The sequence below is a fragment of the Reyranella sp. genome, assembly GCF_965229815.1.
GTDB lineage: Bacteria > Pseudomonadota > Alphaproteobacteria > Reyranellales > Reyranellaceae > Reyranella.
The window spans coordinates 619,565-632,717 of the sequence record NZ_CBDDJN010000006.1; the positions used below are offsets into that span (position 1 = coordinate 619,565).

The 13,153-nt window shown below is 69.7% G+C and carries 13 protein-coding genes; 8 read left to right on the forward strand and 5 right to left on the reverse strand.

Going from position 1 to position 13,153, the window contains the following annotated elements:
* Positions 1-4: 4 nt before the first annotated feature.
* Genes corA through ACO073_RS14340 form a run of 3 tightly spaced genes read left to right on the forward strand, consistent with a single transcriptional unit; the run spans position 5 to position 3,041 of the window.
* Positions 5-1,072: a magnesium/cobalt transporter CorA gene (gene corA / locus ACO073_RS14330; protein ID WP_421998205.1), complete on the forward strand. Its 1,068-nt coding sequence runs from the start codon at positions 5-7 to the stop codon at positions 1,070-1,072.
* Positions 1,069-2,052 (forward strand): glutathione S-transferase family protein, encoded by a 984-nt coding sequence (locus ACO073_RS14335; RefSeq protein ID WP_421998207.1) that lies wholly within the window; start codon positions 1,069-1,071, stop codon positions 2,050-2,052. Before corA ends, ACO073_RS14335 begins: the two co-directional genes overlap by 4 nt.
* A complete protein-coding gene (locus ACO073_RS14340) occupies positions 2,049-3,041 on the forward strand; it encodes a DUF4424 domain-containing protein (protein ID WP_421998209.1) in 993 nt (330 codons plus the stop codon). Before ACO073_RS14335 ends, ACO073_RS14340 begins: the two co-directional genes overlap by 4 nt.
* 30 nt (positions 3,042-3,071) lie before the next feature.
* Here ACO073_RS14340 and ACO073_RS14345 read toward each other — a convergent pair whose 3' ends face one another.
* The 5 genes from ACO073_RS14345 to ACO073_RS14365 form a co-directional block, all read right to left on the reverse strand.
* The gene (locus ACO073_RS14345; protein WP_421998211.1) at positions 3,072-3,818 is read right to left on the reverse strand and encodes a sulfite exporter TauE/SafE family protein; all 747 of its coding nucleotides are present in this window, start codon (positions 3,816-3,818) and stop codon (positions 3,072-3,074) included.
* A 4-nt stretch (positions 3,819-3,822) separates the two neighbouring features.
* Positions 3,823-5,037 carry an acyl-CoA dehydrogenase gene (locus ACO073_RS14350; protein ID WP_422002143.1) on the reverse strand — a complete coding sequence of 405 codons (1,215 nt, stop codon included), beginning with the start codon at positions 5,035-5,037 and terminating at the stop codon, positions 3,823-3,825.
* Positions 5,038-5,138: 101 nt separating this feature from the next.
* Complete coding sequence (locus tag ACO073_RS14355) at positions 5,139-5,939, reverse strand: ABC transporter ATP-binding protein (protein WP_421998213.1); 801 nt, start codon at positions 5,937-5,939, stop codon at positions 5,139-5,141.
* A 35-nt stretch (positions 5,940-5,974) separates the two neighbouring features.
* Positions 5,975-6,961, reverse strand: a complete 987-nt coding sequence (locus ACO073_RS14360) for an ABC transporter substrate-binding protein (protein WP_421998215.1) — start codon at positions 6,959-6,961, stop codon at positions 5,975-5,977.
* Between the two features lie 34 nt (positions 6,962-6,995).
* Positions 6,996-7,763 (reverse strand): ABC transporter permease, encoded by a 768-nt coding sequence (locus tag ACO073_RS14365; protein ID WP_421998217.1) that lies wholly within the window; start codon positions 7,761-7,763, stop codon positions 6,996-6,998.
* 64 nt (positions 7,764-7,827) lie between these two features.
* On the opposite strand from ACO073_RS14365, the gene ACO073_RS14370 reads away from it, so the two are divergent.
* The 5 genes from ACO073_RS14370 (at position 7,828) to ACO073_RS14390 (ending at position 13,152) form a co-directional block, all read left to right on the forward strand.
* A complete protein-coding gene (locus tag ACO073_RS14370) occupies positions 7,828-8,646 on the forward strand; it encodes a sugar phosphate isomerase/epimerase family protein (protein WP_421998219.1) in 819 nt (272 codons plus the stop codon).
* A complete protein-coding gene (locus ACO073_RS14375) occupies positions 8,643-10,067 on the forward strand; it encodes a mandelate racemase (RefSeq protein ID WP_421998221.1) in 1,425 nt (474 codons plus the stop codon). The genes ACO073_RS14370 and ACO073_RS14375 overlap by 4 nt, the downstream gene beginning before the upstream one ends.
* Complete coding sequence (locus ACO073_RS14380; RefSeq protein WP_421998223.1) at positions 10,064-11,089, forward strand: NAD-dependent epimerase/dehydratase family protein; 1,026 nt, start codon at positions 10,064-10,066, stop codon at positions 11,087-11,089. Before ACO073_RS14375 ends, ACO073_RS14380 begins: the two co-directional genes overlap by 4 nt.
* A complete protein-coding gene (locus ACO073_RS14385) occupies positions 11,076-11,966 on the forward strand; it encodes a hypothetical protein (protein ID WP_421998225.1) in 891 nt (296 codons plus the stop codon). Before ACO073_RS14380 ends, ACO073_RS14385 begins: the two co-directional genes overlap by 14 nt.
* Positions 11,967-12,084: 118 nt before the next feature.
* The gene (locus tag ACO073_RS14390; protein WP_421998227.1) at positions 12,085-13,152 is read left to right on the forward strand and encodes a dihydrodipicolinate synthase family protein; all 1,068 of its coding nucleotides are present in this window, start codon (positions 12,085-12,087) and stop codon (positions 13,150-13,152) included.
* The last annotated feature ends 1 nt before the right edge of the window (position 13,153 follow it).

A 13,153-nucleotide genomic window follows, 5' to 3' on the forward strand; every position in this document is an offset into this window, starting at 1 on the left:
CTGCATGGACGGATTGTTCCACCGCCATACCAAGCCCGGCACCGCGCCGGGCACGCTCGCCGGCCGCGCCCCGGTCGCCGACGAGGCGCTCGACTTCACGCTGGTCGAGTACACGCCGGACGACGTCCAGGTGCTGCACGGCGTCGAGGTCGACGAGTGCCGCTTCCATCTCGGCACGCCCGGCCATACCTGGATCGACGTCGCCGGCCGGCCGAGCTCCGACATGCTGCGCGACCTCGGCATGGCCTTCAACCTGCACCCGCTGGCGCTCGAGGACGTGTTCCACGCCAACCAGCGCAGCAAGCTCGATCTCTACGAGGGCCAGGGCTTCATGGTGCTGAACGATCCCGCCTACGAGGACGGCGTGCTGATCCCCCGCCAGGTCAGCATCTTCTTCGGCGAGAACTACGTGATCTCGTTCCACGACCACAAGATCGACATCTTCAAGCCGGTTCGCGACCGGGTGCAGACCGCGGGCTCGCGCCTGCGCACCTTCGGCGTGGACTATCTCGTCTATGCGCTGATCGACCTGGTCGTCGATCGCAAGTTCCCGCTGATCGAGGCGATGTCGACGCATCTCGAGGCGCTGGAGGACGAGGCGCTGGAGAGTCCGACGCCCGACACGCTCTACCACATCCACCAGGCGCGGCGGGCGCTGGTCGTGTTCCATCGCGTCCAGTGGGCCGAACGCGAGACGGTGCTGGCGGTGATGCGGCCGGAAGTGCCCTTCATCATGCCCGAGACCCGCACATATCTGCGCGACTGCTTCGACCATGCCGTGGCCGTGCTCGAGCTGGTCGAGAGCTACCGCGAGATGTGCAACGGCCTCATGGAGGTCTACCTGATGTACGCCTCGAACCGCATGTCCGAGGTCATGAAGACGATGGCGGTGATCACCGTCTTCTTCATGCCGCTGAGCTTCCTGGCCGCCGTCTACGGCATGAACTTCGACCGCGAATCGGGGAACATGCCGGAGCTGGGCTGGCGGTACGGATACGATTTCTTCTGGGTCGCCGTCGCCGTCATCGTCGCCGGCCTGCTCTTCTGGCTGAAGCGCAGGCGGTGGCTATGAAGCATCGACTGTTCGGCTCGGAGCTCTCGCCCTACTCGGTGAAGGTGCGCTCCTATCTCCGCTACCGCGGTGTCGATCACGACTGGATCCCGCGCTCGCCCGCCGTGCAGGCGGAGTTCCAGAAATACGCCAAGCTGCCGCTGGTGCCGCTCCTGGTGACGCCGGACGGCGAGGGGCTGCAGGATTCGACGCCGATCATCGAGCGCTTCGAGGCCGCCAGCCCGTCGCTGGCGCCCGAGGACCCGGCGCTCGCCTTCCTCTCGGCGCTGCTGGAGGAGTACGGCGACGAGTGGGGCAACAAGTGGATGTTCCACTATCGCTGGCGCTATGCCCCCGACATCTGGTCGACCGCCGAGCGCATCGCGCGGCAGATGATGGAGGCCGAGGGCACGCTCGCCGTGGCCCGCGCCCGCGCCGCGGTGGCCGAGCGCATGACGGGGCGGCTGGGCTTCGTCGGTTCCAGCGCGGCGACCGAGACGGCGATCGAGGCGTCGTTCCGCCGCGCGCTGGATCTGGTCGAGGCCCATCTCCAGCATCGCCCGTACCTGCTGGGCGGCCGCCCGGCGATGGCCGATCTCGGCCTGTGGGCGCAGTTCTACGAGGCGGCGACCGATCCCACGCCCGGCGCGATCATGCGCGAGGTCGCGCCCGCGGTGATGGGCTGGGTGCAGCGCATGCTCGACCCGAAGGACGAGGGCGGCTTCGAGGCCTGGCCTGCCCTGGCGCCGACCCTGATGCCGCTCCTGACGGAGGAGGTCGCGGGCTGGTTCCTGCCCTGGTCGACCGCCAACGCCGCCGCCATCGCGGCCGGCGACAAGAGCTTCACGATCCGGCTGGGCGACACGGAATGGACCCAGGAGCCGCAGAAGTACCACGCCCGCTCGCTTGGCGAGCTCCGCCGCAAGTATGCGGCGGCCCGCGGCGCCGAAGGCCTGGAGGAGATCCTGGAGAAGGCGGGCTGCGCGACGTACCTGGCATGAGGCTGCGCCGGCTCGGCGTCGCCGCGACGCTCGCCTGCGTCCTGGCGACGGCCGCCTCGGCCAACGACACGTCGGCGGCGCTCGGCGCCGGCGGCCTGCAGTTCGTGCAGAACGACGACGTCGAGATGCGTTCGGAGGATCTGTTCGTCTCCGCCGCGGAGATTCGCGTCCGCTACGTCTTCCACAACAGGTCGGCGCGGGACGTCACGACCATCGTCGCCTTCCCGATGCCCGAGATCCCCTACAGCGAGAGCGCGTCGCTGAGCATTCCCGATCCGGCGGCCGAGAACTTCCTCGACTTCCGCACCGTCGTCGACGGCCGTCCCGTCGAGGCGGCCGTCGAGCGGCGGGTGATCTCGCTCGGCCTCGACCGCACCGGGCTGCTGGAGGGGCTCGGCGTGCCGCTGATGCCGTACAGCGAGAAGACGCGGGACGCCCTCGACGCGCTGCCGGCCGACAAGGCGGCGGAGCTGATCCGGGTCGGTCTGGCGCGCGCCGAAGAGTACGACCTCGGCAAGGGCATGAAGCAGCATCTCTCGCCCTTCAACTGGACGCTGCGGACGACCTACTACTGGACGCAGACCTTTCCGGCGGGAAAGGACATGGTGATCGAGCATCGCTACCGGCCGAGCGTCGGTTCCTCGGTGGGAACCCGGCTCGGCGAGGAGCCGCGCGATCCGCCGCACGTCGCCGAGCGCCGCCGCATCGTCGAGACGTTCTGCCTCGACCGCGCATTCATGACCTCGGTTGCCCGCGCGAAAGGGCAGTTCACCGAGGAGCGCATCCGCTACATCCTGCGGACCGGTTCGAACTGGGCCGGGCCGATCGGCGACTTCACGCTCACCATCGACAAGGGCGCGGCCGCGAACCTCGTGAGCTTCTGCGGCACCGACGTGCGCAAGATCGGGCCGACCACCTTCCAGATGAAGGCGAAGGAGTTCTATCCCGCCCATGATCTCGACGTGCTGATCCTGAAGCCGGCCCGCTGATCCGGACTGGCGGCCGGTGGTCCCCGAGCCTCAGCCCAGCGACGTCACGACCAGCACGACGCCCGACAGGCCGAGGAAGCCCAGCACCAGCCAGCGGAAACCCGTGTCGCTGACCCGGCCATAGACGGCGAGACCCAGCCGCGCGCCGGCGAAGCTGGTCGGCACGGTGATGAGGGCCCACAGCAGGAACGTCTCGTCGAGCAGCCCGGCCACGGCGGCGGCCAGCAGCGCCGTGGCCAGGATGGTCATGTTGAACGGCTGGTTCACGCCGCGCTGCTCGTTGCGGTTCCAGCCGCGCAACTGCGTCCAGATGATCGGGGCGGGACCGCTCAGGCTCGCCATGCCGCCCATCACGCCCCCCAGCAGGCCGATCGCGCCGTCGGCCAGCCGGCCGCCGCCGGTCACGATCGGCGGATGGCGCACGAACGCCATCCAGGCGCTGTAGAGGATGAGCAGCAGGCCGACGCCGAGCTTCAGCGGCTGGACGTGGATGTACTGCAGCAGGGTAATGCCGATCGGCACGCCGGCGACACCGGCGGCGAGGAAGGGCCACAGCCGCGGCCAGCGCACGCCGTGCCAGATGCGGCGCAGCGCCTGCAGGTGGCCCGTTACGGAGCACAGCGCCACCAGCGGTGCGGCGGTCACCGGCAACATGGCCTGCAGCCAGAATCCCATCGCCACCAGCGCGTAGCCGGTGCCGGTGAGGCCGTTCACGAAGCCCGCGGCGAGGGCGCCGCCGACGACGATCGCGATGTCGCCGGTCGGCGGCAGGGTCACCCGGTCAGGCCCCGGCGGTGAAGGCCTGGATGCCGGTCATGGCGCGGCCGAGGATCAGCGCGTGCACGTCGTGGGTGCCCTCGTAGGTGTTCACGGCCTCGAGGTTCATGACGTGGCGGATCACGTGGTACTCGTCCGACACGCCGTTGCCGCCGTGCATGTCGCGGGCGACGCGGGCGATGTCGAGCGCCTTGCCGCAGTTGTTGCGCTTGATCAGCGAGATCATCTCCGGCTGGGCGTGGCCCTCGTCCTTGAGGCGACCGACGCGCAGGCAGGCCTGCAGGCCGATGGCGATCTCGGTCTGCATGTCGGCGAGCTTCTTCTGCACGAGCTGGTTGGCGGCCAGCGGCCGGCCGAACTGCTTGCGGTCGAGCGTGTAGTTGCGCGCCTGCTTCCAGCAGAACTCGGCGGCGCCCAGCGCGCCCCAGGCGATGCCGTAGCGGGCGTTGTTCAGGCAGCCGAACGGACCGCCCAGGCCCGAGACGTTGGGCAGCATGTTCTCGACCGGCACGAACACCTCGTCGAGCATGATGGCGCCGGTCACCGAGGCGCGCAGGCTGAACTTGCCCTCGATCTTCGGCGTCTCCAGCCCCTTGAAGCCGCGCTCGACGATGAAGCCGCGGATCGCGCCGCCGTCGAGCTTGGCCCAGATCACCAGCACGTCGGCGATCGGCGAGTTGGTGATCCACATCTTGGAGCCCGAGAGCTTGAAGCCGCCGGGTACGGTCACGGCACGGGTCTTCATGCCGCCCGGATCCGAGCCATGGTCGGGCTCCGTCAGGCCGAAGCAGCCCACCCACTCGCCGGTGGCGAGCTTGGGCAGGTACTTCATGCGCTGCTCCTCGCTGCCGTAGGCGTAGATCGGATGCATGACCAGCGAGGACTGGACGCTCATCGCCGAGCGGTAGCCGGAATCGACGCGCTCGACCTCGCGTGCCACCAGCCCGTAGCTCGTGTAGTTCGCGCCGGCGCAGCCATATTTCTCGGGCAGGGTCGAGCCCAGCAGGCCGAGCGCGCCGAACTCGTTCATGATCTCGCGATGGAACTTCTCGTGCCGGTTCGCCTCCAGCACGCGGCTCATCAGCTTGTCCTGGCAGTAGTCGCGCGCCACGTCGCGGATCGCGATCTCCTCCTCGGTGAGCTGGTCGTCGAGGAAGAACGGGTCCTCCCAGTCGAACGGCTTGGCGTCGGCGCGGGTGCCCTTGGCGGCGCTCTTCATCGGGGTGGCGGCGACTGACATTGGCTTCTCCTGGCGGTGTCCGCCGGGGTTTAACAGGGACGGGAAGCCGCGCCAACCGCGCTCGGCCGGCGGGGCCGGGCTCAGAGCGTGCCGCCCGTGCTCTCCCGGCCGGTCAGCGCCCGGAAGATCTCGAGGCTCAGCCGCCCGAAGGCCTCGGAGGCGCGCAGTTCCACGGTGCGCGGCCGCGGCAGGTCGATCGCGAGATCGGCCGCGATCCGGCCGGGCCGGGGCGACATCACGACCACGCGATCCGACAGGAAGATGGCCTCGGGGATCGAATGGGTGACGAACAGGACGGTCTTGCGGGCCTCGCGGGCGACGTCGCGCTCGCCCCAGATGCGCAGCAGCTCGAGGGCCATGTCGTCGCGGGTCATGGCGTCGAGGGCGCCGAACGGCTCGTCCATCAGCAGCAGCGGCGGGTCGAGCAGCAGGGCGCGGCAGAGCGCCGCCCGCTGCTGCATGCCGCCCGACAGTTCGCGCGGCAGCTTGTCGCCGAAGCCGCCGAGGCCCGCCATCTCGAGCAGCTCGCCGGCGCGCCCGCGCAGCTTGGCCGCGTCGAGGCCGGCCAGCTCGGCCGGCAGGAGCACGTTCTGCAGGATCGAGCGCCACTTCAGCAGGATCGGCGCCTGGAAGACCATGCCGATGTCGGGGATCGGCGCGTCGACCGTGCGCCCGCCCACCGTCACCGTGCCGGCCGTGGCCGGCCGCAGCCCGGCCACGATGCGCAGCAGGGTGGACTTGCCGCAGCCGCTCGGCCCCACCAGCGAGACGAACGCGCCGGCGCCGACCGACAGCGAGATGCCGGCGAGGGCCTCGACCGGGCCGCTCGCCGCCTCGTACGTCATGCCGACCCGGTCGAGGTCGATCAGTTGCTTGCTCACGTCAAAGACGGCGAGAGGCGTCCGGATGCCGACGGTTACTTCGGCATCTCGACCTTGGGCAGGAACTCGGTCGAGTAGACGGCCTTGCAGTCGACCTTCTTGGGCAGGCCCATGTAGGTGTTCACGAGGTCGACCGAGTCGCACATCTTCTTCTCGTCGATCCAGCCGATGCCGTTCTTGGCGTAGCGCTCGGTCTTCATCAGGCCGAGCCCGATCATCATGTTAGGCGTCATGACCGCGACGTCGACCTCGGGCACGCGCTTCTTGAAAATCTCCATGGCGGCCTTGGGATCGGCCATCACGTCGCGCCAGCCCATGTAGGAGGCCTCGAGGAAGGCCTTCAGGGCGGCCGGACGCTCCTTCATGGTCTTGGCGCTGGCGATGATCGACATGGAGTACATGTCGAAGCCGAAATCGGCCCATGGCATCATCACCACGTTGCCCTGTCCCACGGCCTTCTCGTAGAGCGGCAGGCCGGTGGAGTAGTCGCCGACGCCGTCCATGCGCTTCTCGGCGACGGCGGCGATCTTGGCGGCCGGCTCGATGTTGACCCAGGTGACCTTGGCCGGGTCGATGCCGTTCACCTTGGCGAAGGCCGGGAACATCTGGCGCTGGCTGTCGCCCGGAGGGGCGCCCAGCGTCTTGCCCTCGAGGTCCTTGGGCTTGGCGAGCGGCTTCTCCTTGAGGCTGAAGATGTTGAGCGGAGTCTTGTCGAACACCATGCCGACGGTCTTCACCGTGGTGCCGCGGCCGACCGAGGCGATGACCACGGCGGCGTCGGCGAGGCCGGCGTCGGCGCGGCCGGTATCGACCTTGGCGATCGCGTCGCCCGAACCCTTGGAGTTCTCGAGCGTCACGTCGAGCCCCTTGGCCTTGTAGTAGCCCTTGTCGAGGGCGACCCAGTAGGCGGCATGGTCGCCGACGGCGAACCAGTTGAGCGCGAAGGTGAACTTCTCCTGCGCCGAGGCGCTTCCCGCCGCCGCCAGCAGCGCGGCGAGCGCAAGTGACAATGTCCTGGTCATGATCTGCTCCCTTTTGCCCTTCCCCGTATCAGTATCAGTCGATGCCTTCCGCCCACGGCGCCCACAGCTTCGCCGCCAGCACGACGGCGCCATAGAGCACCAGCCCCACGACGGAGATCCAGATCAGCGCGGCGAACGCCACCGAGGTGTTCATGCTGCTCTGGGTCGTCACGATGACGTAGCCCAGTCCCTTCTGCGACGCCACGAATTCGCCGACGATGGCGCCGACGACGGCGGCCGTGGCAGTGATCTTGAGCGCGCTCAGGATGTAGGGCAGGGCGTTGGGAATGCGGATCTTGACGAAGATCTTCCATTTCGGCGCGTTGAACACGCGGCCGAGGTCGAGCATGTCGGGCTCGACCTGGCTCAGGCCCACGGCGGTGTTGATCACCACCGGGAAGAAGCCGATCAGCGCGCCCATCAGCATGTTCGGGAAGATTCCGTAGCCCATCCAGATGAGGAAAAGCGGCGCGATCGCCACCTTGGGCAGCGTGTTGACGAACACCAGGAAGGGCACGAGCGCATTGGCGATCAGCGGCGACCAGGCGATCGCCACGCCGAGCCCGATGCCGAGCCCGGCCGCGAGGAAGAAGGCGCCGATGATCTCCAGCGAGGTGACCCACAGGTGCTGCAGCCACGCGGTGTCGCCGTGCCACAGCGCGCTCCACACCGCGACGGGCGAGGGCAGCAGATACTCGCGGATCTCGCCCACGCTGACCGCGAGCTGCCAGCTGGCGAGCAGGAAGGCGAACAGCGCGACGGTCGGCCAGTACTGGCGCAGCAAGGACTGGAATTTGATCATGCGCAGCCGCACATTCGGGCACACTGCAGAAGCGTCTGATTACCGTCAAGCTTGAGGATCATTGGTGAGACTGGCCCTGTGCAACGAGGTTGTTCGCGACCTTCCGTTCGAACGTCAATGCAGCCTGGCGGCCGCTCTCGGCTATGGCGGCCTCGAGCTGGCACCCTTCACGTTCGGCGACGATGCATGGCGCATGCCGGCCGCGCAGCGTGCCGACATCAGGAACAGATGTTCGGACAGCGGATTGGAGGTTAGCGGCCTGCACTGGCTGCTGGCGGCGCCGGCCGGTCTCTCGATCACCACCGCGGACCGTGCCGTCTGGCAACGGAGCGTCGACGTCCTGCTGGCCTCGATCGATCTCTGTGCCGAGCTGGGCGGCAGCTACCTGGTGCACGGCTCGCCGGCTCAGCGCCGCGTCGCCACCGGCGACGACCGGGCGCGCGCCGAGGAAGCCTGGCTGCTGGCCGGCGAGCGCGCCGCCGCCAACCGCGTCGCCTACTGCCTGGAGCCGCTGGCCCGGCCCGACTGCAACTTCGTGAACACGCTGGCCGAGGCGGCCGAGATCGTGCGTCGGCTGGGCAATCCCGCGCTCCGGATTATGGTCGACACGCTGGCGGCCGGGCTGATGGAGCCCGAGCCGGTGGCCGACGCCATCCGGCGCTGGATGCCGACGGGCCTCGTGGCGCATGTCCAGTTCAACGACCGCAACCGCCGCGGCCCGGGGCAGGGCGAGGACCGCTTCGCGCCGGTCATCCGCGCGCTGCGCGAAACCGGCTATGGCGGCTGGATCGCGATGGAGCCTTTCGTCTATGAGCCTGACGGGCCGGCCTGCGCGGCGCGGATGATCGGCTATGTCGCGGGCCTGCTGGAGTCGAGCACATGAAGGTCAGGCTGGAAGAGGTCGAGCGCTACGAGCGGCACGTGAAGATGCGGCTCGCCTTCCGCTTCGGCGTCATCACCGTAACCGATGCCACGCAGGCGGTGATCCGCGCCCGCATCGTGCTGCCCGACGGCAGCCGCAGCGAGGGCGTGGCGGCCGAGGCGCTGGCCGCCAAATGGTTCGAGAAGAGCCCGCAGTTCACCGACGCCCAGAACCTCGACCAGCTTCGCCAGGCGCTCGACCTCGCCATCGGGCTCTACCGCGACCAGGGCGTCGATACGCCCTTCGGCCTGTTCGCCCGCACCTATCTCGAGCAGCAGAAGCGCGGCGCCGGGCTCGGCCTCAACCCGCTGGTCGCCGCCTACGGGCCGGCGCTTCTCGACCGGGCGATCCTCGATGCCGTGGGCAAGGCGACGGGACAGTCCTTCGCCACCATGATCACGGCGAATGTCCCCGGCATCTGCACGACCGCGCTCACGCCCGACATCGAGGCGGCGGAGGTCGAACCCTTCCTGTCGCGGCTGAAGCCCGGCCCGTCGATCGCCGTGCGCCACACGGTGGGCCTGGTCGACCCGCTGACGGCGGCCGACCGCCCGCCCTCGGAACGGGTGAACGACGGGCTCCCCGAGACGCTGGAGGAGGTCGTCTCGCACTATCGCGGCCGCTACTACAAGCTCAAGGTCGGCGGCGATATCGCGGCCGACCTCGACCGGCTCGGCCGCATTGCCGCCGTCCTCGACGCCGGAGTCGGGGCGGGCGCTGGCGACTACCGCGCGACGCTCGACGGCAACGAGCAGTACGATGACGTCGAGGGCATCGTCGAGCTGTGGCGCAGGGTCGAGGAGACGCCGGCGCTGGCGCGGCTTGCCAAGGCGACGCTGTTCATCGAGCAGCCGATCAAGCGGGCGGTGGCGCTGTCGCGCTCGGTCGGGCCGCTGGCGCGGCTGCGCCCGGTGATCATCGACGAATCCGATGGCGAGCTCTCGTCCTTCCCGCGCGCGCTGCGGCTCGGCTACACCGGCGTCTCGAGCAAGAACTGCAAGGGCTTCTACAAGTCGATCCTGAACGCCCTGCGCGTCGCCCATCTTGGCGCCGGGCACTTCATGTCGGCCGAGGACCTCACGACCTGGCCCGGCGTCAGCGTGCAGCAGGACCTCGCCCTGGTCTCGCTGCTGGGCATGACCCATGTCGAGCGCAACGCGCATCATTTCATCGACGGCATGGGTTTCGCGCCCGAGGCCGAACAGCGCGCCTTCGCCCAGGCCCATCCCGACCTCTACGAGATGCGGGACGGCAAACCGGCCCGCCTCAAGGCCGTCGGCGGCTCGCTGGCGCTGGGCTCGCTCGACGTGCCGGGCTTCGCCGTCGGGGCCGACATGGACTTCACCTCGATGACACCGATGACCGTGGGAGCCGCGACATGACCCTGCCGACCAGGTTCGACAGCGTGGAGGCCGTCGAGGACTTCATGACCGCGCCGTCGGCGGCGCTGGTCGCCGACCTCGCCCGCGCGCCGGGCGACATCATCGTGCTGGGTGTCGGCGGCAAGATGGGCCCGACGCTGGCGCGCCTGGCCAAGCGTGCGGCGCCCGAGCGGCGCGTCATGGGCGTCGCCCGCTTCAGCGAGCCGGGCGTGCGAGAGGCGCTCGAGACCGCCGGCGTCGAGCCGGTCGCGGCCGACCTGCTCGACCGTGCGGCGATCGAGGCGCTGCCCAAGGCAGCCAACGTCGTCTTCATGGCCGGCCGCAAGTTCGGCGCCACCGGCGACGTGCCGCTCACCTGGGCGATGAACGTGCAGGTGCCGGCGATGGTGGCCGAGGCGTTCCGCGAATCGCGTATCGTCGCCTTCTCGACCGGCTGCGTCTATCCGTTCGTCCCCGTCGACAGCGGCGGGGCCAGCGAGGAGGTGGCGCCGGTGCCGCCGCCCGGGGACTACGCCACCTCCTGCGTCGGCCGCGAGCGCATGTTCGAGTACTTCTCGAACCGTCACGGCACGCCGGGCCGCCTGTTCCGCCTGAACTACGCCATCGACATGCGCTACGGCGTGCTGCACGACATCGGCCGCAAGGTGCGCGACGACGAGCCGATCGACTTGTCGATGGGCCACGTCAACGTGATCTGGCAGGGCGATGCCAACGAGGTGGCGCTGCGCTGCCTGGCCCATGCCACGACGCCGACCACGCCGATCAACGTCACCGGTCCCGAGACGATCGAGGTCCGCTGGCTGGCCGGCGAGTTCGGCAAGCTGCTGGGGCGCCATCCGAAGTTCACCGGCACGCCGGGCGCCACCGGGTGGCTGAACGATTCGCGGCGCATGGTGACGGAGTTCGGCCCGCCCGCCGTGCCGCTCGCCCGCATGATCGAATGGACGGCCGACTGGCTTTCCCGCGACATGGCCACCCTGAACAAGCCCACGCACTACGAGGTGCGCGATGGCAAGTACTGACGCCGCGGCGGCGCCCGGCGAATCGCTCGACGTCCGGCCGATCGACGCCGACGAGAGCGAGCGCGTGTGGCCGCTGTCGGTCGAGGCCGGCTGGAACCAGAACCTGGCCGACTGGCGCTTCATGCTGGGCGCCGGCCGCGGCTTCGGCTGCATCGGTCCCGACGGCGGCTGGCAGGCGAGCTCGCTGGTCCTGCCGCTCGGCCGCCAGCTCGCCTGGATCAGCATGGTGCTGGTGACGAAGGACCGCCGGCGCGGCGGCGTCGGCACCGGCCTGCTGAAGCGCTGCATCGACGAGGTGCGGGCGGCGGGCGCCGTCGCCGGCCTCGACGCCACGGAGCAGGGGCGGCCGATCTACCTGCCGCTGGGCTTCCGCGACCTCTATCCCATCGCGCGCTGGCATTTCGACGCCGTGACCGGCGCGGCTATGCCGCCTCCGGCCGGCGTCGCGCTACGTCCCGTCGCGGTCGCCGACCTGCCGCGGCTCGCCCTCTACGACCGGCCGCTGAGCGGCATGGAGCGGCCGTCGATCCTGGCGCATCTCGCGCTGCGCCAGCCGGGCCGCGCCTGGGTCGCCGAGGACGCGGCCGGGAAGATCGTCGGCTACGCGCTCGGCCGCGAGGGCCGCGTCGCGACCTCGCTCGGACCCGTGGTCGCCGACAGCGAGGCGATCGCGCTCGCCCTGATCGGCCGGGCCGCCACGGCGGCGCCGGGCCCCTTCATCATCGACGTGCCCTCGGCGCATGCCGCCGTGCGACCGTGGCTGGAAGCCCAGGGCGCGGTCACCCCGCGCGGCTACATGCGCATGACCCTCGGCACCGCCGACCGCCTCGATGATCCCTCTCATGTCTTCGCGCTGGCGGGACCGGAGCTTGGGTGAAGGCCCGCTGTCATCCCGAGCGCAGCGAGAGACCTTCTGCTGCCCAAAGGCCCCTCGCTGCGCTCGGGGTGACAATGGCGGCTGACCGGTCGGCGCTTCGCGATGCTAGGATGACCGCATGACCTCCTCCCTTCATTGGCGCGACCTGCCGGCGCCGGTCCTCTCCCTCCTGCGGCAGGGCTCGGTGATCCCCGCACATCCGCTGGCGCTCGATGCCGACCGCAAGTTCGACCGGCAGTCGCAGCGCGCGATCAGCCGCTACTATGTCGATGCGGGCTCCGGCGGGCTGGCGGTCGGCGTCCATTCCACACAGTTCGCGATCCGCGAGGTCGGGCTCTACCGACCGGTGCTTGAGCTCGCCATCGAGACGGCGCGCGACTGGACCGACCGGCCGCTGGTCATGATCGCGGGCGCCGTGGGCCGCACGCCCCAGGCCGTCGAGGAGGCGCGCACGGCGCGGTCGCTCGGCTACCACGCCGTGCTGCTGTCGCTGGCGGCGCTGAAGGGCGCCAGCGAGGACGAGCTGATCGAGCACTGCACGTCGGTCGCCCGCGAGATGCCGCTGGTCGGCTTCTACCTGCAGACGGCGGTGGGCGGCATCCCGCTCAGCCGCGCCTTCTGGGCGCGCTTTGCGGCGATCGACAATGTCGTGGCGATCAAGGTGGCGCCGTTCAACCGCTACCGCACCCTCGACGTCGCGGTCGGCATCGTCGAGGCCCAGGCCGAGGACCGCGTCACCCTCTACACCGGCAACGACGACCATATCGTCGCCGACCTGCTGACGCCCCTCGTGGTGCGCACCGGCAACCGCGAGGTGACGCTGCGCTTCCAGGGCGGGCTGCTCGGGCACTGGAGCGTGTGGACGCGCGGCGCCGTCGGCCTGCTGGAGAAGCTCAAGCTGTCGGTGAAGGCGGGCGCCATCCCGCCCGAGACGCTGGCGCTCGATTCCTTCGTCACCGACTGCAACGCGGTCGTGTTCGACGTCGAGCATGACTTCGCCGGCTGCATCCCGGGCTGCCACGAGATTCTGCGCCGCCAGGGGCTGATGACCTCGATCGAGTGCCTCGATCCGCACGAGACGCTGAGCCCGGGTCAGAGCGACGGCATCGACAGGCTCTACGCGACCTATCCCGAGCTGAACGACGACGCCTTCGTCGCGGCCAATCTCGCGCGCTGGCGGAACTGAG

Excerpts from the sequence above, each read along its gene's own strand:
- corA (WP_421998205.1), top strand. The coding sequence starts at position 5 with ATGGACGGATTGTTCCACCGCCATACCAAGCCCGGCACCGCGCCGGGC.
- ACO073_RS14335 (WP_421998207.1), top strand. The coding sequence starts at position 1,069 with ATGAAGCATCGACTGTTCGGCTCGGAGCTCTCGCCCTACTCGGTGAAG.
- ACO073_RS14340 (WP_421998209.1), top strand. The coding sequence starts at position 2,049 with ATGAGGCTGCGCCGGCTCGGCGTCGCCGCGACGCTCGCCTGCGTCCTG.
- ACO073_RS14350 (WP_422002143.1), bottom strand. The coding sequence starts at position 5,037 with ATGAAGAGCGCCGCCAAGGGCACCCGCGCCGACGCCAAGCCGTTCGAC.
- ACO073_RS14360 (WP_421998215.1), bottom strand. The coding sequence starts at position 6,961 with ATGACCAGGACATTGTCACTTGCGCTCGCCGCGCTGCTGGCGGCGGCG.
- ACO073_RS14365 (WP_421998217.1), bottom strand. The coding sequence starts at position 7,763 with ATGATCAAATTCCAGTCCTTGCTGCGCCAGTACTGGCCGACCGTCGCG.
- ACO073_RS14375 (WP_421998221.1), top strand. The coding sequence starts at position 8,643 with ATGAAGGTCAGGCTGGAAGAGGTCGAGCGCTACGAGCGGCACGTGAAG.
- ACO073_RS14380 (WP_421998223.1), top strand. The coding sequence starts at position 10,064 with ATGACCCTGCCGACCAGGTTCGACAGCGTGGAGGCCGTCGAGGACTTC.
- ACO073_RS14385 (WP_421998225.1), top strand. The coding sequence starts at position 11,076 with ATGGCAAGTACTGACGCCGCGGCGGCGCCCGGCGAATCGCTCGACGTC.
- ACO073_RS14390 (WP_421998227.1), top strand. The coding sequence starts at position 12,085 with ATGACCTCCTCCCTTCATTGGCGCGACCTGCCGGCGCCGGTCCTCTCC.